Source organism: Blastococcus sp. HT6-4, assembly GCF_039679125.1.
GTDB lineage: Bacteria > Actinomycetota > Actinomycetes > Mycobacteriales > Geodermatophilaceae > Blastococcus > Blastococcus montanus.
Genome location: NZ_CP155551.1, coordinates 921,192 through 943,699 on the forward strand (window position 1 = coordinate 921,192; position 22,508 = coordinate 943,699).

The 22,508-nt window shown below is 73.9% G+C and carries 27 protein-coding genes; 18 read left to right on the forward strand and 9 right to left on the reverse strand.

Translation table 11 applies throughout. The features are described 5' to 3' along the window. Positions 1-15: 15 nt before the first annotated feature. The 3 genes from ABDB74_RS04465 (at position 16) to ABDB74_RS04475 (ending at position 2,592) form a co-directional block, all read left to right on the forward strand. The gene (locus ABDB74_RS04465; RefSeq protein ID WP_346622075.1) at positions 16-1,266 is read left to right on the forward strand and encodes an MFS transporter; all 1,251 of its coding nucleotides are present in this window, start codon (positions 16-18) and stop codon (positions 1,264-1,266) included. Positions 1,267-1,287: 21 nt separating this feature from the next. Continuing rightward, positions 1,288-2,124, forward strand: a complete 837-nt coding sequence (locus tag ABDB74_RS04470; protein ID WP_346622077.1) for an alpha/beta hydrolase — start codon at positions 1,288-1,290, stop codon at positions 2,122-2,124. 66 nt (positions 2,125-2,190) lie between these two features. Next, positions 2,191-2,592, forward strand: a complete 402-nt coding sequence (locus ABDB74_RS04475; protein ID WP_346622079.1) for a nuclear transport factor 2 family protein — start codon at positions 2,191-2,193, stop codon at positions 2,590-2,592. A 39-nt stretch (positions 2,593-2,631) separates the two neighbouring features. Here ABDB74_RS04475 and ABDB74_RS04480 read toward each other — a convergent pair whose 3' ends face one another. Both ABDB74_RS04480 and ABDB74_RS04485 read right to left on the reverse strand, forming a co-directional pair. Further along, a complete protein-coding gene (locus ABDB74_RS04480) occupies positions 2,632-3,285 on the reverse strand; it encodes a class F sortase (protein ID WP_346622081.1) in 654 nt (217 codons plus the stop codon). Between the two features lie 32 nt (positions 3,286-3,317). Further along, entirely contained in the window at positions 3,318-3,836 is a 519-nt protein-coding gene (locus ABDB74_RS04485) for a hypothetical protein (RefSeq protein WP_346622082.1), read from the reverse strand. 235 nt (positions 3,837-4,071) lie between these two features. Between ABDB74_RS04485 and ABDB74_RS04490 the strand changes: the two genes are divergently transcribed. The 8 genes from ABDB74_RS04490 (at position 4,072) to ABDB74_RS04525 (ending at position 9,767) form a co-directional block, all read left to right on the forward strand. Further along, positions 4,072-4,464 carry a hypothetical protein gene (locus ABDB74_RS04490; RefSeq protein WP_346622084.1) on the forward strand — a complete coding sequence of 131 codons (393 nt, stop codon included), beginning with the start codon at positions 4,072-4,074 and terminating at the stop codon, positions 4,462-4,464. Positions 4,465-4,641: 177 nt separating this feature from the next. After that, complete coding sequence (locus ABDB74_RS04495; protein ID WP_346622085.1) at positions 4,642-5,016, forward strand: hypothetical protein; 375 nt, start codon at positions 4,642-4,644, stop codon at positions 5,014-5,016. 603 nt (positions 5,017-5,619) lie between these two features. Further along, complete coding sequence (locus tag ABDB74_RS04500) at positions 5,620-6,849, forward strand: ATPase, T2SS/T4P/T4SS family (protein ID WP_346622086.1); 1,230 nt, start codon at positions 5,620-5,622, stop codon at positions 6,847-6,849. Then, positions 6,846-7,709, forward strand: coding sequence for a type II secretion system F family protein (locus ABDB74_RS04505; RefSeq protein ID WP_346622087.1), 864 nt, complete (start codon positions 6,846-6,848; stop codon positions 7,707-7,709). The genes ABDB74_RS04500 and ABDB74_RS04505 overlap by 4 nt, the downstream gene beginning before the upstream one ends. A 13-nt stretch (positions 7,710-7,722) precedes the next feature. Continuing rightward, the gene (locus ABDB74_RS04510) at positions 7,723-8,664 is read left to right on the forward strand and encodes a type II secretion system F family protein (protein WP_346622089.1); all 942 of its coding nucleotides are present in this window, start codon (positions 7,723-7,725) and stop codon (positions 8,662-8,664) included. A gap of 29 nt (positions 8,665-8,693) precedes the next feature. Continuing rightward, positions 8,694-8,900, forward strand: a complete 207-nt coding sequence (locus ABDB74_RS04515; protein WP_346622090.1) for a hypothetical protein — start codon at positions 8,694-8,696, stop codon at positions 8,898-8,900. Next, complete coding sequence (locus ABDB74_RS04520; RefSeq protein WP_346622092.1) at positions 8,890-9,303, forward strand: TadE/TadG family type IV pilus assembly protein; 414 nt, start codon at positions 8,890-8,892, stop codon at positions 9,301-9,303. The genes ABDB74_RS04515 and ABDB74_RS04520 overlap by 11 nt, the downstream gene beginning before the upstream one ends. Further along, positions 9,300-9,767 carry a hypothetical protein gene (locus tag ABDB74_RS04525; protein ID WP_346622093.1) on the forward strand — a complete coding sequence of 156 codons (468 nt, stop codon included), beginning with the start codon at positions 9,300-9,302 and terminating at the stop codon, positions 9,765-9,767. Before ABDB74_RS04520 ends, ABDB74_RS04525 begins: the two co-directional genes overlap by 4 nt. Positions 9,768-9,791: 24 nt before the next feature. Here ABDB74_RS04525 and ABDB74_RS04530 read toward each other — a convergent pair whose 3' ends face one another. The 3 genes from ABDB74_RS04530 to ABDB74_RS04540 form a co-directional block, all read right to left on the reverse strand. Continuing rightward, on the reverse strand, positions 9,792-11,393 hold the full coding sequence (locus ABDB74_RS04530) for a hypothetical protein (RefSeq protein ID WP_346622094.1): 1,602 nt from the start codon (positions 11,391-11,393) through the stop codon (positions 9,792-9,794). Further along, the gene (locus ABDB74_RS04535; protein ID WP_346622095.1) at positions 11,393-12,040 is read right to left on the reverse strand and encodes a hypothetical protein; all 648 of its coding nucleotides are present in this window, start codon (positions 12,038-12,040) and stop codon (positions 11,393-11,395) included. The genes ABDB74_RS04530 and ABDB74_RS04535 overlap by 1 nt, the downstream gene beginning before the upstream one ends. Positions 12,041-12,431: 391 nt before the next feature. After that, entirely contained in the window at positions 12,432-12,914 is a 483-nt protein-coding gene (locus ABDB74_RS04540) for a hypothetical protein (protein ID WP_346622097.1), read from the reverse strand. 161 nt (positions 12,915-13,075) lie between these two features. Between ABDB74_RS04540 and ABDB74_RS04545 the strand changes: the two genes are divergently transcribed. The 3 genes from ABDB74_RS04545 to ABDB74_RS04555 all read left to right on the forward strand — a co-directional run bounded on the left by ABDB74_RS04545 (position 13,076) and on the right by ABDB74_RS04555 (position 15,281). Continuing rightward, positions 13,076-14,251: a sensor histidine kinase gene (locus ABDB74_RS04545; protein ID WP_346622099.1), complete on the forward strand. Its 1,176-nt coding sequence runs from the start codon at positions 13,076-13,078 to the stop codon at positions 14,249-14,251. Continuing rightward, positions 14,248-14,895 (forward strand): response regulator transcription factor, encoded by a 648-nt coding sequence (locus tag ABDB74_RS04550; RefSeq protein ID WP_346622100.1) that lies wholly within the window; start codon positions 14,248-14,250, stop codon positions 14,893-14,895. Before ABDB74_RS04545 ends, ABDB74_RS04550 begins: the two co-directional genes overlap by 4 nt. Positions 14,896-15,068: 173 nt before the next feature. Beyond that, positions 15,069-15,281, forward strand: coding sequence for a hypothetical protein (locus ABDB74_RS04555; RefSeq protein WP_346622101.1), 213 nt, complete (start codon positions 15,069-15,071; stop codon positions 15,279-15,281). 27 nt (positions 15,282-15,308) lie between these two features. Here ABDB74_RS04555 and codB read toward each other — a convergent pair whose 3' ends face one another. Then, entirely contained in the window at positions 15,309-16,601 is a 1,293-nt protein-coding gene (gene codB, locus ABDB74_RS04560) for a cytosine permease (RefSeq protein ID WP_346622102.1), read from the reverse strand. After that, positions 16,598-17,092, reverse strand: a complete 495-nt coding sequence (locus tag ABDB74_RS04565) for a nucleoside deaminase (RefSeq protein WP_346622103.1) — start codon at positions 17,090-17,092, stop codon at positions 16,598-16,600. The genes codB and ABDB74_RS04565 overlap by 4 nt, the downstream gene beginning before the upstream one ends. 216 nt (positions 17,093-17,308) lie before the next feature. Here ABDB74_RS04565 and ABDB74_RS04570 point away from each other — a divergent pair, with 216 nt between their 5' ends. Further along, positions 17,309-18,340: a lipase gene (locus ABDB74_RS04570; RefSeq protein ID WP_346622104.1), complete on the forward strand. Its 1,032-nt coding sequence runs from the start codon at positions 17,309-17,311 to the stop codon at positions 18,338-18,340. Between the two features lie 57 nt (positions 18,341-18,397). On the opposite strand, the gene ABDB74_RS04575 is transcribed toward ABDB74_RS04570, so the two are convergent. Continuing rightward, on the reverse strand, positions 18,398-18,634 hold the full coding sequence (locus ABDB74_RS04575; RefSeq protein WP_346622105.1) for a hypothetical protein: 237 nt from the start codon (positions 18,632-18,634) through the stop codon (positions 18,398-18,400). Between the two features lie 63 nt (positions 18,635-18,697). On the opposite strand from ABDB74_RS04575, the gene cutA reads away from it, so the two are divergent. Together cutA and ABDB74_RS04585 are read left to right on the forward strand one after the other, a co-directional pair. Next, positions 18,698-19,024 carry a divalent-cation tolerance protein CutA gene (cutA, locus tag ABDB74_RS04580; RefSeq protein WP_346622106.1) on the forward strand — a complete coding sequence of 109 codons (327 nt, stop codon included), beginning with the start codon at positions 18,698-18,700 and terminating at the stop codon, positions 19,022-19,024. A gap of 122 nt (positions 19,025-19,146) precedes the next feature. Next, positions 19,147-20,910, forward strand: a complete 1,764-nt coding sequence (locus ABDB74_RS04585; RefSeq protein ID WP_346622107.1) for an EAL domain-containing protein — start codon at positions 19,147-19,149, stop codon at positions 20,908-20,910. A gap of 11 nt (positions 20,911-20,921) precedes the next feature. On the opposite strand, the gene ABDB74_RS04590 is transcribed toward ABDB74_RS04585, so the two are convergent. Further along, a complete protein-coding gene (locus ABDB74_RS04590; RefSeq protein ID WP_346622108.1) occupies positions 20,922-21,209 on the reverse strand; it encodes a DUF6343 family protein in 288 nt (95 codons plus the stop codon). 46 nt (positions 21,210-21,255) lie between these two features. On the opposite strand from ABDB74_RS04590, the gene prfB reads away from it, so the two are divergent. Further along, the gene (gene prfB / locus ABDB74_RS04595) at positions 21,256-22,368 is read left to right on the forward strand and encodes a peptide chain release factor 2 (RefSeq protein WP_346622110.1); all 1,113 of its coding nucleotides are present in this window, start codon (positions 21,256-21,258) and stop codon (positions 22,366-22,368) included. Positions 22,369-22,508: the final 140 nt, after the last annotated feature.

The window sequence follows — 22,508 nt, forward strand, 5'->3', positions numbered from 1 at the left end:
CTAGATTGCCTGGCAGTGGACGACGGACCGGGGGACGCAGCCGGACCCGCCGCGCCACGTCCGTCACGGCGGCTGGTCACCGATCCGGTCTTCGGGCCCTACTGGGCCGGCAAGCTGCTGGCGAACATCGGCATCTGGATCCAGAACATCGCCAGCGCCGCGCTGGTCTGGCAGCTCACCTCATCGGCGTTCCTCGTCGGCCTGGTGAGCTTCGCCCAGTTCGTGCCGCAGCTGGTGCTGACCCCGGTAAGCGGGGCGATGGCCGACCGGGGCAGCCCGCGCAAGCAGATCCTGCTCGGCCGCTCGCTGTGCACGCTGGGTGCCGCGGCTCTCGCCGGCTGGGTCCTGCTGACGCCCGACGTGTCGGACGTGCCGCCGTGGGTCGTGATGGTCACCGCGCTCGTCGTCGGTATCGGGTTCTCCGTCGGCGGTCCGGCGATGCAGGCGCTGCTCCCGTCGCTGGTGCGGCAGGGGGAGGTCGCCCGGGCGGTGGCGCTGGACAACCTGACCTTCTCCGTGGGCCGCGCCGTCGGGCCGGCCGTGGGGGGTGTCGTGGCCGCCACCGCCGGCTACGGCGTCGCCTTCCTGCTCGCCGCGATCGGCCACGCCGTCTTCCTCCTGGCGGTGTTCCGGCTCCGGGCACCGGGCGCCGCCACCGCCCCGGGCCCGCGGCTGTCGGTCATCGACGGGCTCCGGTACCTGCGCACCGACCCGGTGGTCGGCGTCCTGCTCCTCGGCGTCACCGCGGTCGGGATCGGCGCCGACCCGGCCGTGACCCTCGGACCGTCCCTGGCGGACGCCCTCGGGGGCGGGCCCGAACTGGTCGGCCTGTTCGCCTCCGCCTTCGGCGTGGGCGCCTTCCTCGGGTTCTTCGTCCAGGCGCTGCTGATCCGCTTCCTCGACCACGCCCGGCTGGCCACGAGTGGTCTGGTGCTCCTCGGGCTGTCGGCGGTCGGGCTGGCGCTGAGCACCGGCGTTCCCGTCGCCGTGGCGGCGTTCGGGGTGGGTGGCGTCGGCCTGACGCTGGCCATGAACGGCGTCACGACGCTGCTCTACGACCGGGTGCCGCGCGAGTACATCGGCCGCATCATGGCGCTCTGGCTGGTCGGCTTCGTCGGCTCGAGGCCGCTGGCCGCGACGCTCAACGGCGCGCTGACCGACCTGATCACGGTCGGCGCGGCCCTGCTGACCACCGCCGTCCTCGTGCTCGGCGTGGCTGCGGTGTGCCGCCCGTCGGTGCTGCGGCGGGCCGCCCCGGAGCGCTGAGGGCTGGCATCATCGCCAGGCGTGGTCCGGTCGGTACTGGTGGGCGCCGGGGCGGTGGTGCTGCTGTTCGCGTCCCTGGTCGGCCTGCTGTGGGCGTTCCAGCGCAGCCTGATCTACCTGCCCGACGACGGCCCGGCGCGCACGGTCGACGTCGCCCTCCCCGGTGCGCGGGAGGTGGCTCTGACCACCTCCGACGGGCTGGAGCTCGGCGGTTGGTACCTGCCGGCCGAGGGGACCGGCGCGCCGACGGTCCTCGTGGCCAACGGCAACGGCGGCTCCCGGGACCTGCGCGCACCGCTCGGGCGGGCGCTCGGTGACGAGGGGCTGGGTGTGCTGCTCTTCGACTACCGGGGTTACGCCGACAACCCGGGGAGCCCCACCGAGGACGGGCTGGCGCTCGACGTCCGTGCCGCCCGGGAGTTCCTGGTGACGGAGGCCGGCGTCCCGCCCGACCGGTTGCTCTACTTCGGCGAGAGCCTCGGGGCGGCCGTGGTCACCGAGCTCGCCGTCGAGCATCCGCCGGCCGGGCTGGTGCTGCGCTCACCGTTCGTCGACCTGCCGTCGGTGGCCGCCGAGCACTATCCCGTCCTGCCGGTCCGGGCGCTGCTGTGGGACCGGTTCCCGGTCGCCGAGCGGATCGCCCGCGTGGACGTGCCCACCACGGTCGTGCTGGGCACCGACGACTCGATCGTGCCGCCCGGGCAGAGCCGGACGGTCGCCGAGGCGGCCGCCCGGCTGCACCGCCTGGTGGAGGTGCCCGGTGCGAACCACAACGACCGGGTGCTGCTGGACGGCGCCGCTCTCGTCGACGCCGTCCTGGACCTGGCCGAGCACGCCACCGGCTGGTCCCGGTCCTGACCAGGCGGGTACGGCGCCGGAGGCGCGGGTACGGGGTGCGCTGACGGCTTCCGGGGGGAGGAACGCGTGCCTGATCCGGCGGGACGGTCGACCCGCGAGGTGTTCGAGGACCATCTCCGGCTGGCCGCGGCCGGCGATCTGGAGAGCGACCTCGCCCGCAACGTGGCCGAGGACGTCGTCGTCCTGTGCGGCCGCGGGACCTTCCGCGGCCACGACGGCGTCCGGGAGCTGGCCCGGCAGCTGATGGACGAGGTGCCGAACGGCCGCTGGAACTACGTCACGCGGCTGGTCGAGGGACGCCTGGCCTACCTGGAGTGGACGGTGGACGAGGGCGCGGTGCGGGTCCGCGACGGCGCCGATTCGTTCCTCGTCGAGGGCGGGAAGATCCGGGCGCAGACCATCCACTACACCGTCGAGGACGAGCACGGGACCGTGCTGGTGCGGCCCGACGGGAGCCGGCCGGGCTGACGCGACCACGAACTCGACGACGCCGCGAGCCGTGTCCCGTCAGACCGCGGTGGCGAAGACGATGACGTTGTCCCGGTAGCTGCGGTCGGCCTCGTCGAACGGCCCGCCGCAGGTGATGAGGCGCAGCTCCGGGCCGTCGGCCTGCCGGTAGACCGCGTCGGTGGGGAACTCGCTCTTGGGCCAGCGGCCGACGCCGTCCACGACGAACGCGTGCACGGTCCCGTCGGCGGCGGTGACCTCGATGCGGTCACCTGGCGTCAGCTCGCCCAGCCGCCAGAACGCGCCCGGGCCCTCGTAGGAGTCGACGTGGCCGGCGAGCACGGCGGCGCCGTCGGCGCCCGGGGCCGGACCTCCCGACCACCAGCCGACCTGGGCGGGGTCCTCCGGCACCTCGAGCCTGCGCTGCGCGTCGAGCCCGAGGTCGACCAGGTCGACCTCGAGGTCCAGCGAGGGGATGGAGAGGGCGGCCGGTCGGGCCAGGGCCGGGGCCGGCGCGGGGACGGCGGGCTGCGCCGCAGGCGGCACGGTCGTGGTGGGCGCCGTGGTGAGGGGCGCGGCCGCCACCTGCCGCACGTCGGCCACCTCCCCGCTCAGCGGGGGCTGCGGCGCGGCCGACGGGGTGGTCCCGAGCCAGGCGCTGCCGCCCAGCAGCGCCAGCCCGGTGAGGGCGAGGGCCGTCGGCGCGGTGCCCATCCGGGCACCGCGCCGGCGGTGACGGGCAGTGCTCACCCGTGGCGGCGCCGGATGCCCAGGGCCACGCCACCGACGGTCAGTGCCGCGCCGGAGGCACCGAGCGCGATGAGGGCCGGGTCGGCGTCCGCGCCCCCGCCGAGACCGGCGTCGACTCCGCCGTCGGGCACGGGGCCGATCGGCTGCTGGGGCTGGTCACCCTGGATGGTGAGCTGGGCCGTGAGGACGGTGCCACCCGCCGGGCAGGGCACGCTGACCTCGCCCGTGGCCGAGGGCGAGCCCGCGGGGATCGTCACCGACCCGTCGAAGCTGCCGTCCTCGGCGAGGGGCACCCGGCCGAGCAGGCCGCCCTCGAAGCCGCTGCCCGCGAGGACGGCGACGTCCTGCTCGCCACCGGCGCTCTCGCACTGCCCCGTGACCTGGATGCTCTCGCCGTCCTGGACCGTGGACGGTTCGATCATCAGCGACTCGTGCTCGTCCGCCGCCGCGACTCCGGGCAGCGAGAAGGCGACCGCCGCCGCCAGAAAGGTTCCGGTACTGATCAGCTTCCTCAACGTGCGACCTCCATCGTGTCGTCGATCTCGGACTGCACCCCGATGTTTGCCGATCATGTGGATCACTGCACCTCGGGGTCACCGATCGTCCGTTGGGCGACCGATCTCGGCCAACTCCGAGCTGCTGCTGGTCGCGGCCCACGGTGGAGGCCGCGTGATCCGGCCCCGACCGGCGTTCGTCACGGCTCGGTGACGCCCCGACTAGGGGCTGCCGCACCGGGTAGGAGCCCTGGGCATGAAACGACTTGCGAGCGCACTGGCCGTATCCGGACTCCTGGTCGCAGGTTGCGGGGAGGAACAGCCCGCGGAGACCGTCGACGCGTTCTGCCGCGAGTTCCAAGGCACCGGGGTGACCGGTTTCGGCGTCGGCACGAGAGAAGAGATCACGGACAGCGCGGCTTTCTTCTCCGGCTTGGAGGCCGAGGCGCCGGAGCCGATCTCGGACGAGGTGTCCACGGTGGCCGACGGGCTGAACGCGATGGCGGAGGCATTCGGGCAGGCCGAAGCAGAGGGCATCGAGGCCGTCGAGGCCGTGCAGGAGATCGCGGACGTGAACCTCGACGAGATCGCCTCCGCGGCGGAGCAGGTGGAGCAGTACGCGGTGGAGAACTGCGAGACCGTGGAGTAGCCCGAACAGTGGACGGCTCCGGGTCACCCGCGCCGGGCACGCGTGCGGCCGGCGGTGCGAGTCGGCGGCTCGGCCTCGGCCGGCGTCCCGCCCTCCTGCCGGCAAGCCCGGGCGGCGGTGGCTGATCGGTACCGGAACGCGCGTAGCGGCCCGGCCGTCGACGGGTAGGCCCCTGACATGTCGACGGAGCTGCAACCGGTTCGGACGATCGTGGCCGCGTTCGTGGGCGGAGTGGTCGGTGGTCTGGCGCTGGCCATGGTCGTCGGCTACGGCGCCGACGCGCTGCTCGAGCCGCAGGCCGGGGGAGGCCTGGAAGCCCTGCTCCACGCCTTCGTCGGGTTCGTGGTGGGGGCGACGCTGGGGGCGGCCGCGGCCGCGGGCCTGGCATTCCGCGACGAGAACGCCCACGGGCGTGGCGTGACGGTGCTGGCGGTCCTCGCCGGCGGTGTGCTCTGGACCATCGCCTGGTGGCTGGAGCCGGTGCTGATCTGGGCCGGCCCCGTCGTGCTGCCGGCGGCCGCCCTGGTGGGGCGTGTGATCGCCACCCGGTAACGGCCGCGCTCTGGGTCACCGGCGCGCTCGACCGGGTGAGCGCGTGACGGTCGACCACGTCGGTGCGTCACCCGATCGGCTGGCGGTGGACGACGAGGCCCCGTTCGGCTGCTCGGGTCGTCACCGTGGGTGCATGGCGATCCCCGAGGCGACCGCGGCCCTGCCCTCCGGCCGGTCCGACGGGGCCCCGGGTGGACGGACGACCGCATGACACCCCGCCGCTGTCCGGCCGTGATCCTCGTGAGCCCGGAGCGTCGGGTCCGGTGCACGGGACGACTCGGCCACGGCCCGGCCGAGGACATGCACCAGGGGTTGCTGCGGGTGACACTGCCGGACGGCCGGGAGCACGCGGCCTCGCTCGTGTGGAGCACGTCGCCCAGTCCCGCGGAGCGCGAACTGCTCGATCGGGCCGATTGACCGGATCGCGCGTTGTCCGGCCGCCTCTCGTCCGCTGCGGGGCCGGTCCGGTCACCCGACCGGGTGCTGTCGCGCCTCTCCGTGCCCGTCCTTGTCCACAGATCGACTGACGGCGGCCCCGCGGACTGCCTGGTTTCCATACAGTCCCCGCGATCCGACTGCTCGCTGGCTCGACGGGGGATGGGCGTGCCGACTGCTCTGGACGTCGTGGACGGTGAGGTCCGCGAGCTCATCCGCCGGCGTGGGCTGGACCCGTTCACCGACCCGGGCCCGGTGCGGCTGCTGGTGCGCGACGTCGTCGCCGACTACTCGGAGCGGTCGCTGACCTCGGCACTGCCGCCGATCGGTGACGTCGAGTCGGTGGTGCGCGACGTGCTGGACCGGGTGGCCGGGTTCGGGCCGCTGCAGCGCTACCTGGACGACCCGGAGGTCGAGGAGATCTGGGTCAACGAGCCGGGCCGGGTGTTCGTCGCCCGGCACGGCCGCAGCGAGCTGACGACGACGATCCTGGCGCCCGGTGAGCTGGCCGATCTGGTGGAGCGGATGCTGCGCACCTCGGGTCGACGCATCGACATGTCGACCCCGTTCGTGGACGCGATGATGCCCGACGGGTCGCGGCTGCACGTGGTCATCCCCGACATCACCCGCCGGCACATGGCGGTCAACATCCGCAAGTTCGTGCTGCAGGCGCACTCGCTCGACGAGCTGGTCGCGCTCGGCACGCTCACCGCGCCGGCGGCCCGCTTCCTCGAGGCCGCCGTCGCCTCCGGGCTCAACATCCTCGTCTCCGGCGGCACCCAGGCCGGGAAGACGACGTTGCTCAACTGCCTCTGCGCGGCGGTGCCCGCCCGGGAGCGGGTGATCACCTGCGAGGAGGTCTTCGAGCTGCGGGTGCCGCTGCCCGACGTCGTCTCCATGCAGACCCGCCAGCCCAACCTGGAGGGCGCCGGGGAGATCCCGCTGCGCCGGCTGGTGAAGGAGGCGCTGCGGATGCGGCCCTCCCGGATCGTGGTCGGCGAGGTGCGGCAGGAGGAGTGCTTGGACCTGCTGATCGCGCTGAACTCCGGGCTGCCGGGCATGTGCACCCTGCACGCCAACAGCGCCCGCGAGGCCGTGGTGAAGATGTGCACGCTGCCGTTGCTGGCCGGCGAGAACATCGGCACGTCGTTCGTCGTCCCCACCGTCGCCTCCAGCGTGGACCTGGTGGTGCACGCGGGCACCGACGCCGACGGCCGGCGGCGGGTGCGCGAGATCGTCGCGCTGCCCGGCCGGTCGGAGGACGGCGTCATCGAGACCGCCGACGTCTTCACCAGCCGGGACGGCCGCCTGGTGCGGGCCGACGGCTACCCGCCGCACCCGGAGCGGTTTGCCGCCGCCGGGTTCGACCTGCCGGCGCTGCTCGGAGCCGGCACGTGACCGGGTCGGGCGCGCTCCTCGGGCTGTTGCTGGGCGTGGGACTGCTGCTGATCTGGCGCAGCGGGCCGCGGGCGCCGAAGCCGCGGACGGATGCCCGCCGGCCCGGGAAGCGGGAGCAGCTGCTGGCCGCGGCTGGGCTCACCGGCATCAACGGCGCCCAGCTGGTGGCGCTGCAGGTGGCGCTGGGGGTGCTGGTCACCGTCGTCGTCCTGCTGACCACGGGCACGGTCACGGTGAGCCTGGTGTTCGGGCTGTTCGGTTTCTGCCTCCCGCACGTGCAGGTGCGCCGGCTGGCCGGGAAGCGGCGGGCCGACCTGCGCGAGGTGTGGCCGGAGGTGGTCGACAACCTGGCCTCGGCGGTGCGGGCGGGGCTTTCGCTGCCGGAGGCGCTGTCGACGCTGTCCACCCGCGGGCCCGAGGTGCTGCGCCCGCCGTTCGCGCGGTTCGCCGTCGAGTACCGGTCCAGCGGCCGGTTCGGCGCGGCGCTGGACCGGCTCAAGGACGATCTCGCCGACCCGGTGGGCGACCGGATCGTGGAGACGCTGCGGGTCGCCCGGGAGGTCGGTGGCAGCGACCTGGGCCGGGTGCTGCGCACGCTGTCGACGTTCCTGCGCGAGGACGCCCGTGCCCGCGCGGAGCTGGAGACCCGGCAGGGCTGGGTGGTGCAGGCGGCCCGGCTGGCGGTCGCCGCGCCGTGGGTGGTGCTGCTCCTGCTCGCCACGCAGTCGACGACGTTGGACGCCTACGACTCGGCGCTGGGCAGCGCGATCCTGCTCGGTGGGGGCGCGGTCTGCCTGGTCGCGTACCGGCTGATGCTGCGGATCGGGCGGCTGCCCGAGGACGTGCGGGTGCTGCAGTGAGCGGGGTGCGCTCGTGAGCGCCGGTGCCCTGGGGATGCTGCTGGGTCTGGTGGCGGCCACCGGGCTGGTGCTGGTGCTCACCTATGCACCGCCGTTCCGCTCGGTCCGGCTGGTCGACCGCCTGGCGCCGTACGTGCACGACACCCCGCCGCCGTCGCGGCTGCTCGGCACGGCGACCGAGCCGGGCATGTTCTCCGCCGTCCTGCGGATCGCCGGCCCCTCGATCGGGAACGGGGCCCGCCTGGTCGACCGGTTCCTCGGCGGGCGGGCGGCGGTGCGCCGGCGGCTGGACGCGCTCGGCGGCGAGATGACCGTCGAGGACTTCCGCATCGAGCAGGTGGTGTGGGGCGCGCTCGGGCTGCTGGCCGCGACGGCGGTGGCCCTGGTCGGGTCCGTGGCCGCCGGTGACGTCAACGTGCTCTCGGCCGGGCTGCTCTGCGTGGCCGGCCTGCTGGGCGGTGTGCTCGGCCGCGACTGGTGGCTCACCCAGCAGGTCCGGAAGCGCGAGGAGCTCCTGCTCGCCGAGTTCCCGGTGGTCGCCGAGCTGCTCGCGCTGGCGGTGACCGCGGGGGAGAGCCCGACGGCGGCCATCGTGCGGGTCACCCGCCTGTCGGGCGGGGAGCTGGCCCGCGAGCTGGGCGCCGCGCTCGGTCGCGCGCGGGCCGGGGTGCCGCTGGTCGACGCGCTGCAGCAGGTCGCCGACCGCACCTCGCTGGACCCGCTCGCCCGCTTCATCGACGGCCTGCTCGTGGCCATCGAGCGCGGCACCCCGCTGGCCGAGGTGCTGCGTGCCCAGGCCGCCGACGTCCGGGAGGCCGGCAAGCGCCGGCTGCTGGAGGCCGGTGGCCGCAAGGAGATCGCGATGATGGTGCCGGTCGTCTTCCTGGTGCTGCCGGTCACCGTCCTCTTCGCCCTGTTCCCGGGGTTGATCAGCATCGTCTCGCTGGCGCAGTGAGCCCAGTGGAACCGAAGGAAGGACGCCATATGCCTGGCATCGCACACCTGTCCGCCGCCTTGGCCGCGCTGTCGGCGCGGTTGCGCGGGGAGGACCCCGAGCGGGGTGACGTGCCCGGCTGGGTGATGATCACCGTGATGACGGCGGCGCTGGTGCTGGCCATCCTCATCCCGTTTCGCGAGGCGATCGTGGCCGCGGTGACGAACGCGCTGACGTCGGTCACAGGTGCGGGCTGACCCGGCCGACCGCAGGGACGACGGCGAGCGGGGCAGCGCCGTCGTCGACTTCGTGCTGGTGTCGATGCTGATCGTGGCGCTGCTGCTGGCGGTGCTGCAGGTGGCGGTCTACGCGCACGTGCGCAACGTCGTGACCGCCGGCGCGCAGGAGGGGGCGCGGTACGCGGCGATGGCCGACGTCGATTCCGCTCTCGGCGCGGGCCGCACGGTGGAGGTGGTGGCGCGGGCGACCTCGGTGCAGACCGCGCAGGGGCTGGCGTGCACGTCGGGGGAGGAGGCCGATCCCGGCGGCGCGACGCTGGTGGTGGTGCGCTGCTCGGGGGCGGTGCCCTCGCTGCTCGCGGCGCTGGGCAACGTGCTGCCGCTGGAGGTCACCGGGCGGGCGATGAAGGAGGCGGCGTGAGGTGGCTGCCGCGCCGGCTGGGCATGGTCGCCGGGGAGCGCGGTTCGGCGCTGGTGGAATTCGTGTTCGTCGCGCTTGTGGTGTTCGTGCCGCTGGTCTACATCGTGGCCGGGTTCTCGGCGGTGCAGCGCGGGGTGTTCGCGTCGCAGGCCGCGGCGCGGGAGGCCGGGCGGGTGATGGGTACCGCGCCGGATCCGGTCACCGGGCACGAGCGGGCGCTGCGGGCGGCGGAGCTGGCGGTGGAGGACCAGTCGGTGGACGTCGCGGATCTGCGGCTGGGCTACGCCCCGGTGGGGTCCGGGTGCGATGCCGCGGGGAGCTACTCGCCGACGCTGGCGCCGGGGGAGGAGTTCTCCGTCTGCGTCACCGTGACCGTGCGGATCCCGCTGCTGCCGGAGTTCGTCGACGCCAACACCGCCATCGGCCAGTTCGTCGTCGAGCGCGACCGCTACGTCGACGGCTGAGCCCGGCGACAGCGTGGCTCCTCGTCAGGCGGCGTGGCCGATGGCCCAGGCGAGCCCGCCCGCCAGTGCAGCGGCGACCAGGCGTGGACGGCCGCCGCGAGGCGCCATCCACCGTGCCAGGGCGACGGTGCCGCCCACGGCCAGGGGCGCGGCCATCGCTCCGGCCAGCCGCCCGGCCAGGCCGAACCAGTACGGCGAGGCGCCGTCCTGCTCGTCGTCCGTTCGGCCGTCCAGGAGGTAGGCGGTCACGTGCGGGAGCACCCCGGGTTCCAAGGCGGCACCGTGGCCGCCGCGGTAGGCGCCGCACTGCTCGACCACGCGCGCCGGCCGGTCGTCGAATCCGTCGACTCCCGCCGTCCCGATGTCGCGCATGCCGAGGCCCCGCAGTGCGGCGCACAGCCAGCCGACCGGCACGTCGTGGGTCGCGCGGTCGTGCAGCACGAGTTCCCGCACCTGCTGCCGGTCGGTGATCCGGGTCCACGGGTACTCCCGGGGCAGCACCGATCCCGCGAGGTAGATGCGGTCGAAGTGCATGGCCGGGACCGCCTCCAAGGCGCGGCCGAGCAGGTAGGTGCCGTTGCTGTGGCCGGCGAAATGCCGCTCGCCACCGTGGGTCACGTGCACCCGGCCGTACCACTCGAGGAAGCGGCGCAGATTGCGTGCCCTGGTGAAGGGCAGCGCGAAGTCGACGGCGCTGAAGTAGCCGTAGCTGGGCGCCCAGACGACGGGCGTGGGGTGGTCCACCGTGGCGGGTCGCTCGGTCAGCCCGCTGGTCAGCTGCCCCACCCAGTTCGCGTACCTGCTCGTGCGGATGCCGTGGAGGACGATGATCACTGGCTCTGCGGACGGCGTCTCGGCCAGCAGGCGTTCGCGGTTCAGGTCGCCCCGCAGGGCGTGGTGCAGGATCCCGTACCGGTCCGGAGCGTCGTCGACGTCGACGACGCCGGCGTGGTCGGCCTCCGGGACGTCGATCCGCATCGCGCCGGGCATGTACTCGACGTCGAGGCTGTCGTCCCGGGTGACGATGTCGTCGCGGTCCCCCAGCACCTGGACGACGGTGACCCGCGGCCGCGACTCCGCGCGGAAGGCGTTCACCCAGCGCAGCCGCAGTTCGGTGAGGTACGGCGAGCCCACCTGCAGGTCCTCGGCGGTCAGCCGCCCCACCCCTGCAGCCACCGCGTAGGGCAGTCGCAGCCAGAGCGGCAGCCGGTGCGTCCGGAATCCCGCGTTGGGCGCGGCGAGGAGCACCATGCGCTCCACCTTCGACGTCCACGGGTACCGGGTGGAGTGGCCACCCGCGCGCCCCGCGTCGATCAGGAACGCGTGCCGGACCAGCAGGCCCCCGATGCTGTGGCCCACCAGCAGGACCCGCTCCACCGGCCGGCCCACGCCGTTGTCCCCGGCCCAGGTCCGCACCTGCACGGCGAGACGGTGTGCCACATCCTCCATCCGCTGGGAGCTCAGCGGAGTCAGCCCGTGCGACCAGACCCGTACCTGCCACCCGGGGCCGAGGTCCGCGCCGAGGCGCCGGAGGAGGCCTTCGGACCGGTCGGCGCCCAGCCCGGGCACGTACACCAGCAGTCCGGTGCCGCCCTCGGCGCCGGTCCTGATCGGGTCGGTGCTCATCACGGTCCTTTCGTGCCGTCGGCGGCCGGTGGTGCGCCGGTCAGGGCGGCGGAGAACGCGCCGGTGAGTGACAGGCGGGTCAGCAGATAGGCGTCGAGGAACCCGACGATGGCGAAGAACAGCAGGATGCTGCCGATCACGAGCTCGGCGTTCGCCAGGCCGAATGCCCCGCTGACGGTGCCCACCAGCCGACCGAACGCCCCCGGCGCCTGCGTGATCTGCACCAGACCGACGCCCACGAGGATCTTCGTCAGCCAGTCGCTGATCTGCTCCAGGTTCGTGTTGGCCGTGACCCCGCCCCGGACGGCGTTGGTGACCGTGCCGTGCACTCCGGGGGCGGCCGGGTCGGTCGGCGTCTCGGTGGAGCCGCCCTCGCTGAGCACCTTGGGGACGCCGAACAGGAAGCCGAGGAGACCGCCGACCGCCAGCGCCGCCGCGGCCACGAGCAGGAGTGCGGCGACGCGAGTCCAGAAGTCCGGCCAGGTCGTCGCGGTCCCGCCGGCCCAGACCGCGACGACCGCCACCCCGAGCAGCGGCAGCAACCAGCTCAGCCACCACGCCCAGCGGTACCGGTTGACCTGTCTGGCGCGGATGCGCTCAGGGGTGGCCTCCCGGTCGAGTCGTGCCGAGCGGGACCACGTCGGCATGGCGTCCCCCGTTCCCGAGCGCCGGCCGGGTGCGACATCAGAGGTCACCGCCCGGAGGAGCGGCACCTCGGACGCCGCGATCGCCCGGACCGATCGGCGGAACGGTACGAGGCCCCAGGCCCGCCGATGCGAGGTCGCGCACCGCTGCCGGCACCTCGCAGCGCGGCGGCACGCGGCGCGGTCGCCGTCCGTGCTCAGAGTGATGTCGCCGCGCCGACGGTTGAGCCGACCACCGGCGCCGAGATGCGCATGAGTGCGGTTGTCAGCCCCGACAACCGCACTCATGCGTATCGCGGCGGGGAGATGCGGCCTGGTGTGCTCGCGGTGTCCCTCGTGCTGGACACCCCTGTGCCCGGCGGCCGTCGACGGCGGCCGCCGGGCACAGGGTGCGTCACCGACCCGGGGCGTCGGCTTCGAGGGAGTCGGGGCCTCCGGAGCTGTTCACCGCGGCCGTCCCGGCCGGCGCCCCGGCGCCGGTGACCGGCTCCGTCGTCCTCCGGATGTCGCGGGAGCGCATGTGGAGAGCGACCAGCAGGAGTGCCAGGCCGGCAACCACGACGGGAACCTCCGCCTGCACGTGCTCCGCCTCGCTGACCAGACCGACGAGTGGCTTGAGCGCGTCCCCGAGGCCCATGATCCACAGGATCAGCAGCAGCACCGACCCGGCGCCGACCGCGAGGCCGCGGAGCAGTCCCGGCTGCCGGAGCCCGGCGCCGACCGCTGTGACGAGAGCCAGCGCCAGCCCGCCGAGGTACAGGACCGCCATCGCGCCGTCGCCGACCGTGTCACCGCTGGCGATGATCAGCGTCCCTTTCAGCACGAGAGCGACGCCGGCAGCGGCGGCGATGTAGGGAACCCAGGTGTAGCGCACCATGACGACCTCCGGCTTCGGGACTTCGAGGCGTCGAACGCTAGGGACGGGACCGGCCCGGCGGATCCCCCCGCGGACCGGTCTCGGACCTCTGTCGCAGGACGGAGAAGGCATCGGCGCAGAGGGGGATGTGGAGCGACCGCGTCGAGGCCTACCGTCCTGCCATGAAGCTCGCCCTGCCGTGGGGTTCGCGGTTGGAGGCGTGGGGGACCAGCCCCGGTGACGTCGTCCTCGCCGTGGCCGTGACGGTGGTGGTGAGCAGCGAGTTCGGTCCCCAGTGGGTGGCCGAGCCGCTCGTCGCGGGACTCGTCGGGGTCCCGGTCCTGATGTCCCTGGCCTGGCGCCGACGATTCCCGGTCGCGGTCGCGGTCGCCGTCTGCGCGTTCGGTCTCCTGCTGGCCGTGACGGCACCCGGCGAGTTCGCGCCGCAGTTCTACTTCCTGGCGGTGCTCATCGCCGTCTACAGCTGCGCGGCGGAGACAGCCGGTCGGCAGGCGGTGCTCGGCGGCGCGGTGACGTTCACGCTGATCACCGTCGCCCACGTGATGACCGGGGACGGCGACGCCGGCGACTTCCTGCCGTGGCTGGTCTGGGGAGCGCCGTGGTCGGCCGGTCGGCTGGTCCGCCGCCGGACGCTGGAGGCGGCCGCTTCCGGCCGGCGTGCCGCGGAGCTCGAGCGGCAGCGCGACGCCGCCGTCCGCGAGGCCGCGTCGCGGGAGCGCGACCGCATCGCTCGCGAACTGCACGACGTGGTCGCCCACTCGGTGTCGGTCATGGTGGTGCAGGCGGGGGCGGAGCGGATGGCGCTCGGTCACGGACATCCCCGGACGACGGCCGCGCTGGAGGCGGTGGAGAACGCCGGCCGGGAGGCGCTGACCGAGCTGCGGAGCATGCTCGCCGTGCTCCGCGACGGTCGGGAGGAGCCGCCGGAGCTGGCTCCGCAACCGGATCTGGACCAGGTGCCGACGCTCGTCGATCAGCTACGGGCGGCCGGCCTCCCGGTCGACCTCCGCGTCTCCGGAACCCCGGCTCCGGCGTTGCCTCCCGGGCTGGGGTTGTCGGCGTACCGGATCGTGCAGGAGGCGCTGACCAACGTCCTCAAGCACGCGCCCGGCGCGCGTACGCACGTGGACATCAGGCACACCGCCGACGCGCTGCGGCTCGAGGTGCGCAACGGGGCACCCCGGGAGCGTGGGATCCGCCCGGTTGCCGGCGGGCGGGGTCTGATCGGCATGCGGGAACGGGTGGCGCTGCACGGCGGTGAGCTCGAAGCCGGTCCGCACGCGAACGGCTGGCGGGTCGCCGCGCGGCTGCCCGTGCGCGAGCCGGTGCTCAGATGACCCTGCGGGTCGTGGTCGCCGAGGACCAGGCGCTCGTCCGAGCGGGCCTGGTGACCATCCTGCGCACCGACCCGGCCATCGAGGTGGTCGGGGAGGCGGCCGACGGGGAGACGGCCACGCGACTGGTGCAGGCCCGGCGTCCGGACGTGGCGCTGCTGGACGTGCGGATGCCCGTCCTCGACGGCCTCGCCGCCACCCGCCTCATCGTCGACCGGATGCCGTCGACGCGCGTGGTGGTGCTGACGACCTTCGGCCAGGACGACGTGGTGTTCGAGGCGCTGCGCTCGGGAGCGAGCGGCTTCCTGCTCAAGGACACCCGGCCGGAGGACCTGCTCGCCACCGTGCACGCCGTCGCGGCAGGGGAAGCGCGGCTGGACCCGGCGGTGACGTCGTCCGTGGTGGCGCACTTCCGGGCCCAGGGACCGCCCCGGCCCGGATGCGGTTCGCTACCGGCGCTCACCGCCCGGGAGCGGGAGGTCCTCGTCCTGCTGGCCCGCGGGCGGAGCAACGCGGAGATCGCCACGGAGCTCGTCGTCTCGATCGGGACCGTGAAGACGCACGTCGGCAGTGTGCTCGCCAAGCTCGGCGCTCGGGACCGTGTGCAGGCCGTCATCGCCGCGTACGAGAACGGCCTCGTCCGCTAGGCGGGCCCGGCGGAGCCACGGCGTGGCCGCCCCGGACGTAGGGACTTTCGGCCCGCACGACGGGCCCGTGGGCTCTCCTGCCGGCACCTCCACCGCCAGCAGCATGGAACCGGGTCCACCGCGGACCCGCTCCGGGCGCCGGCGGCGCCCTAAGCCGGCACAGGGGAGTCGTCATGAGCGTCCACGCCGAACACCGCCCGGCAACGGCCGAGCAGCCCACCGTCCAGCACCGGCCGGCGACCCGGCAGCCCGTGAAGAAGGGGCCGGAGGACCGGGGCCTGCTGATGGCCCTCGGCGTCGCCCTCGTGGCCCTGCTGGTCTTCGGCGCGATGGTGGCGCTGACCATGCTCGGCTGCGGGGACGGCTACGCGCCCTGGGCCCCCTGACCCGGGTCCTCGCCGTCCCCGCCCGGCTCACGCCGTGACGCGCTCCGGGGCCGGGCGCCGTCCGCGCTGCACCAGCAGCACGCCCACGACGGCGACGAGGACGCCGACCACCGGCGGGATGAACCACTCGGCCTCGCTGCTCCACCAGGCGGCGAACGCGGCCACGACGTAGACGGCGATGTTGCGCCACTCGACGTCCGGGAGCGCCTCGTTCTCCGGCATGCCGCGCCGCCACCGCGCCACGAAGTCGCCGATCACCACGCCACCCAGCGGCGGGATCAGGATGCCCAGCCACACCAGGTACTGGATGAGGTTCTCGTAGATGCCGGTGATGGCCAGCAGCGTCCCGAGGATCACGCCGCCGATCACGAACGGCTTCTTCGACCGCGAGTCGGCGATCTCGGCGCCCGCGACGCCGAAGTTGTAGGCGGTGTTGTCGTTCGTCGTCCAGAGGTTGGCGATGAGGAAGACCAGCCCCCAGCCGACCAGCCCCAGTTGGTACAGCACCAGGACGAAGTCGCCCTCGCCGAAGGAGATCGCCCCGATCGCGCCGAAGCCCAGCATCAGCAGTTCGCCGATCAGGAAGGCGACCAGGCAGGCCCAGAAACCGCTGAGCGGCGTGCGGGCGAACCGGGTCCAGTTGGGCGCCTGGGTGCCGCCGGAGGCGAACGTGCCGACGACGATGGTGACCGCGGTGGCCAGCGGCATGGTGGTGGCCGGCTCGACGGCGCTGAGCCCGCTCCAGCCGCCGACCTCGTCCAGCGACCGCCAGGTGACCCAGCCGGCCAGCACGAGCATCAGCGGCACGGAGACCACCGACAGGGCGTACATGCCCTTGTAGCCGTAGTAGGCGGTGACGCCCATGAGCGCGCCGCCGACCAGCATGAGCACGATCTCGGTGGCCCGGCCCTCCCACTCCAGGGCGCTGGCGGTGAGGCCGGCCAGGGTCGCGACGGTGACGCCGTACCAGCCGACCTGTGTGCCGCCCAGCAGCAGCGAGGCGAGCTTGGCCCCCCTCCGGCCGAGGGCGTACCGGCACATCATCACCGTGGTCAGCCCGGTGCGGGCGCCGATGCCGCCGATCACGGCGACGTACACACCGAGGACGGCGCTGCCCAGCAGCAGCACCCAGATCAGCGACGTGACGTCGAACGCGGCGCCGATCTGGGCGCCGGCCAGCATGGTGGGCGTGAAGAAGGTGAAGCCGAGCAGCACGATCGCCAGGGAGAACAGCGACTTCCGGGCGTGCGCGGGCACCGGGTCGATCGGGTAGTCCGGATCGACGACGGCCGGGGCGTCCTCGGGACGGACGGTGCTCACCGGGCCTCCTCCACGTCCGCGACGAGCTCGTCCTCGCCGATGTCCTCGTTCCACAGCGCGGGGTTCGCGTCGATGAACCCGGTCATCAGCTCCACGCACTCCGGGTCGTCGAGCACCAGCACCTCGACGCCGTGCTCGGCGAGCCACTCGTGCCCGCCGGAGAAGGTGACGGCCTCGCCGACGACGAGCCGGGTGATGCCGAACTGGCGCACCAGGCCGCTGCAGTACCAGCACGGCGAGAGGGTGGTGACCATCGTCGTGCCCCGGTAGGAGGACTGCCGGCCGGCGTTGCGGAAGGCGTCGGTCTCCCCGTGCACCGACGGGTCGTCGTCCTGCACGCGGCGGTTGCGGCCGCGGCCCAGGACGGTGCCGTCGCGGCCGATGAGGGCGGCCCCGATCGGGATGCCCCCTTCGGCGAGCCCGGCACGGGCCTCCTCGACCGCCACGGTCAGCCAGGTGCGCGCGGTCTGTTCGTCCAGCGGGACTGTCATCGCATCTCCAGATCCGGGCCGGTGCCTGCGCCGACCCTGGCCGTCACGCTGCCGCCCGTCCGTCTCCGGCCGGTGACGGCCGCGTTACGGGTCCTGGTCCGGGCGCATCGGGGGTCCCATGGTGGATCCGGGTGACGCGGAGCACAACCGAACGGCGTCCCGCTCGTTGAGCCTCCGGAGCGCGCGACGAGGCGCGCCCGGAGACGAGGAGAGCCCGTGCGCAGAGCAGGACGGCGTCTGGTGACGGCGGTAGCCGCCGCGGTGCTGGCGGTGGGCGGCGGAACGGCGGTGGCCGTCCCGGCGGCCGGCGCGACCGGGGAGTTCGCCCCGCTCGACCAGAAGGGGCCGCGGCTGAGCGTCCCGAAGGCGGACCTGGACGCCGCCCTGTCCTGCAACGGCTCCCTGCGCGGGCTGGGGCAGGACCCGATCCTGCTGGTGCCCGGCACGACGCTGACGCCCGAGGTCAACTTCGGGTGGAACTACATGCGCGCGTTCGACCAGCGTGGCTGGCGCTGGTGCGCGCTCACCCTGCCCACCGACGCCACCGGCGACATCCAGGTGGCGGGGGAGCACGTGGTCCACGCGCTGCGGACCATGAGCAGGGAGTCGGGGCGCGACGTCGACGTCGTCGGGTACAGCCAGGGCGGCATGGTGCCCCGCTGGGCGCTCCGGTTCTGGCCGGACACCCGCGACCTCGTCGACGACGTGATCGGGCTCAGCCCGTCCAACCACGGCACCGTGCTCGCCGACGTCTCCTGCGAGCAGGAGTGCACGCCCGCGAACCACCAGCAGGCGTCGCTGTCGCGGTTCATGCAGGCGCTCAACAGCGGTGCGGAGACGTTCGCCGGCATCGACTACACGGTCGCGTACACGGCCACCGACGAGATCGTCGTCCCGAACACGCCGCCGAACGCGAGCTCGGCCCTGCGCACCGGCGACGGCCGGATCGCCAACATCGCCCTGCAGGAGGTGTGCCCGGCCAACGCGGCCGACCACTTCGCCATCGGCAGCTACGACCCCGTGGGCTACGCCATCGTCGCCGACGCCCTCGCGCACGACGGGCCGGCCGTGCGGAGCCGGATCCCGCTCACCGTCTGCGCCCAGGTCCTGCACCCCGGTGTGGACCCCGTGACGTTCGCGTCCGACCACGCCGGGATGGTGCGGTACGCCACCGACAGCACGGGCGACGCCGCGGAGACCCCGGCCGAGCCGCCGCTCGCGCCGTACGTCTTCCCGCGGCACCCCTGACACCCCGGGAGGGATGAGCCCGGGCGGCCGCCCCGATCGGCGGCCGCCCGGGACCGGTCAGCCGCCGCGCTCGACCTCGGCCTGCACGATGCCGCGCAGCGCGGTGCGCAGCGAGTCGTCGGAGGTGTCGCCCCGGTCGAGGGCCTCGCGCGCCGGCTGCGGCAGCAGCCCGGTGTCCACGGTGTCCAGCCAGGCCACGTCGTCGCCGTTCCGCCGCCCGACCTGCAGGGAGTCCCCCTGGGGCCGGAGGACGTACTCCCCGCCGTCGATCTGGATCGTCATCTCGTGAGTCATGCCCGCCCCCTACCCGGGACGGCGCGGGTTCCACGCGCCCGTCCGCACGCCAGGATGGGTGCCGTGGACGAGGAGTGCTGCGAGGTCGTGGTGACGGGGCCGGACGCCGAGTGGCTGGCCGGCTTCACCCGCACCCTGGTCGAGGAGCGGCTGGCCGCCTGCGGCCACCAGCTCGCGCCGATCCGGTCGGTGTACCGCTGGGAGGGCGCCGTCCACGACGAGGCGGAGGCGCGGGTGGCGCTGCACACCCGCAGCTCGCTGGTGCCGGCGGTGGTGGCGCGCACCCACGAGCTGCACCCCTACGACGTCCCGTGCGTCATCGCGCTGCCGCTGTTGGCCGGCAACCCGGCCTACCTGCGCTGGGTCGCCGACGAGACCCGGGAACCCTGACCGGGCAGCTGTTGGCCTCACCCGTTGCGGGGTACGGCAACGACGTCGGGTCGTGACGGCCACCACCCCTGCCGATGCAGACCAGTGGGGACGGACGACACCGAGACCTGCCGGAGGGGGATGTGGCGACGGGACCGGGCGAGCGCGAGCTGCCCCTCGACGTGCGCAGCAGCGCGGGCTCCTCCGGCCGGGACGCCGCCCTCGTGGAGGCGGTGCTCGACGCGCTGGCCTCCCCGACCGTGCTCCTCGACCCGGCCGGCCGGGTGGTCCTGGCCAACTCGGCATGGACGGCCGCGGGGCAGGAACGCCGGACGCCGATCCTGCCGGGCCAGGACTACCACGCGCTGGCCCTGCAGCTGCGCGACGACGCCGACGGCCGCCGGCTGGTGCGCGAGCTGCGCGAGCTGTCGAACGGCGAGCGCGCCGAGGTCTCGGTCGACCGCTCGATCCCCGACCCGACGGGCACCGCCACGAGCTGGTTCCACGTGCAGGCGTCGCGAGTGGACCAGGTCGGCCACGTGGTCGTCACGCACACCGACGTGACCTCCCGCGTGCAGGCGGAGCGGGCCGCGGACTGGCGGGCCCGCCACGACCACCTCACCGAGCTGCCCAACCGCGCCCACCTGCACGAGCTGATCGACGCCGAGCTCCGGCGCACCGACCGGCCGGCGCTGGCCGTCCTGTTCCTCGACGTGGACGGCTTCAAGGAGGTCAACGACTCGCTCGGCCACGACGTCGGCGACGAGCTGCTCCGGCAGCTGGCCGGCCGGCTCCTCGGCGAGACGCGGGCGCAGGACACCGTGGGCAGGCTGGGCGGCGACGAGTTCGTCGTGCTCTGCCGCGACTGCGACATCGACGGGGCGGAGCTGCTGGCCCGGCGCTGTCACGCGGCCTTCGACGAGCCCTTCGACCTCGGCGGCCGCGTCCACCGGCTCAGCGCCAGCATCGGCGTCACGGCCGTCGGTGCCGGTCACGAGCCCGGGATCCGGTCGGCGGACCTGGTCCGCGACGCCGACCTGGCCATGTACTCGGCCAAGGCGGCCGGACGGAACCGGGTGCAGGTCTTCGACCCGGATCTGCGGATCACCGTGCAGCGCAAGAGGCAGCTGCTCGCCGAGCTGCGCGAGGCCGTCGACGAGGGGCAGCTGCTGCTGCACTACCAGCCGATCGTGGAGGTGGCCACGGGCGTGGTCACCGGCACCGAGGCCCTGGTGCGCTGGCAGCACCCGGAGCAGGGGCTGCTCGGACCGTGCGAATTCGTGCCCCTCGCCGAGCAGCAGCCCGATCTCCTCCTCGCGCTGACCCGCTGGGTGCTGGGGGAGGCGTGCCGGCAGACGGTGGCCTGGGAGGCGCAGGGGGTCTCGGTCGTCACCGGGGTCAACGTGGCAGCCGCACACCTGGGCACCGGCACGCTGGTGGAGGACGTGAGCCGCGCGCTCGACGCCGCCGGGCTCGACCCCCGCCGGGTGGTGGTGGAGCTGACCGAGACCAGCGCCGCCGAGGACCCCGTCGGTGCGGCGGAGCAGATCGCCCGCCTGCGCGACCTCGGGGTGCAGACCTCGATCGACGACTTCGGCAGCGGCTTCTCGTCGCTGAGCCAGCTGGTGTCCATCCCCGCGGGGGTGCTGAAGATCGACCGGAGCCTCGTCGCCGGGGCCGACGACCCGCACGGGCACTCGGCCGCGGCGATCGCCGCCGTCGTCGGGCTCGCCCGGGCCTGCGGCATGCGCAGCCTCGCCGAGGGCGTGGAGACCGCGGCCCAGATGCAGCGGGTCGTGGAACTGGACTGCTGGTACGCGCAGGGCTTCCACATCGCCCGGCCGATGCCGGCCGGCGAGTTCGCGCGGTGGGTGCGCGCCTGGTCCGGGCAGGTGCTGCCGGCCTGAACCGGCGGGCGTCAGCCCGGTTCGCCGCGGGCCTTGCGGCGGAGGATGACGACGATGTCGACCGCCGCGATCGCACCGAGGACGAACAGGACGACGGCCGGCCAGGTGGGCAGGCCGGCGGCCAGCCAGCCGAGGCCGCCGAGGACGCAGACGACGAGGCCGAAGATCGCCAGGGCGAGCCGCAGGGTCAGCGCCGACTGGGCCGGTCGCGCGCCCCCGATGCCCGCCGTCGGGTCGTGGTGGTCGGGCAGCCCGCGCTCGTAGTCCTCCCGGGAACGGGGTCGCTGGGGATCGCTCATGGCATACCTGCCTACCCGGGGCGCGGGCGCACTACCCTGGGTCGACGTGGCCGCTGACTTCTCCGTCGTCCTGGACGAACTCGACACGACCCTGAAGTCGATCGAGGCTGTCCTCGACGTCGACCGCCTGCGCCGGGAGGTGGCCGAGCTCGAGCAGCAGACGGCCGCCCCCGACCTCTGGGACGACGTCGAGGCCGCGCAGGCCCTGACCTCCAAGCTCTCCTACATGCAGGGTGACCTGCGCCGGGTGGAGGAGCTTCGCGGCCGGCTGGAGGACGTCGGGCTGCTGCACGAGATGGCCGCCGAGGAGAACGACGAGGCGACCACCGCGGAGACCGAGCGGGAGCTCGAGAGCCTGCGCAAGGCCATCGACGAGCTCGAGGTGCGCACCCTGCTCTCCGGTGAGTACGACTCCCGCGAGGCCCTGGTGACCATCCGCTCGGAGGCCGGCGGCGTGGACGCCGCGGACTTCGCCGAGATGCTCATGCGGATGTACCTGCGCTGGGCCGAGCGGCACAAGTACGCGACCGAGGTCTACGACGTGAGCTACGCGGAGGAGGCCGGCATCAAGTCGGCCACGTTCGCGGTCAAGGTGCCCTACGCCTACGGCACCCTCTCGGTCGAGCAGGGCACCCACCGGCTGGTCCGCATCTCGCCGTTCGACAACCAGGGCCGGCGGCAGACCTCCTTCGCCGGGGTCGAGGTGCTGCCCGTCGTGGAGCAGACCGACCACGTGGAGATCCCGGAGAACGAGATCCGCGTCGACGTCTTCCGCTCGTCGGGGCCCGGCGGGCAGAGCGTCAACACCACCGACTCCGCCGTCCGGATGACGCACATCCCGACCGGCATCGTCGTCTCCTGCCAGAACGAGAAGAGCCAGATCCAGAACCGGGCGGCCGCGCTGCGCGTGCTCCAGGCCCGGCTGCTCGTCGTCCGCCAGCAGGAGCAGAAGGCGGAGATGGACGCGCTCAAGGGCGAGGGCAGCAGCTGGGGCAACCAGATGCGTTCCTACGTGCTGCACCCGTACCAGATGGTCAAGGACCTGCGGACCGAGCAGGAGACCGGCAACACCGCGGCGGTCCTCGACGGCGAGATCGACTCCTTCATCGAGGCCGGCATCCGGTGGCGCCGTCAGCAGGAGGTCGTGCCGTCCTCCTGACGGTGTGGGCGAGGTCACGTTTCGACCCCGTCGGGAGTCGGACGCGACCGTCCGTGACCGGTGACCCGCCAGTTGTGGTCGCCTGGTCACACACGGCGAGAATGGGTACGGAGCGTCACGCGGCGGAGGAACCGGCTGCG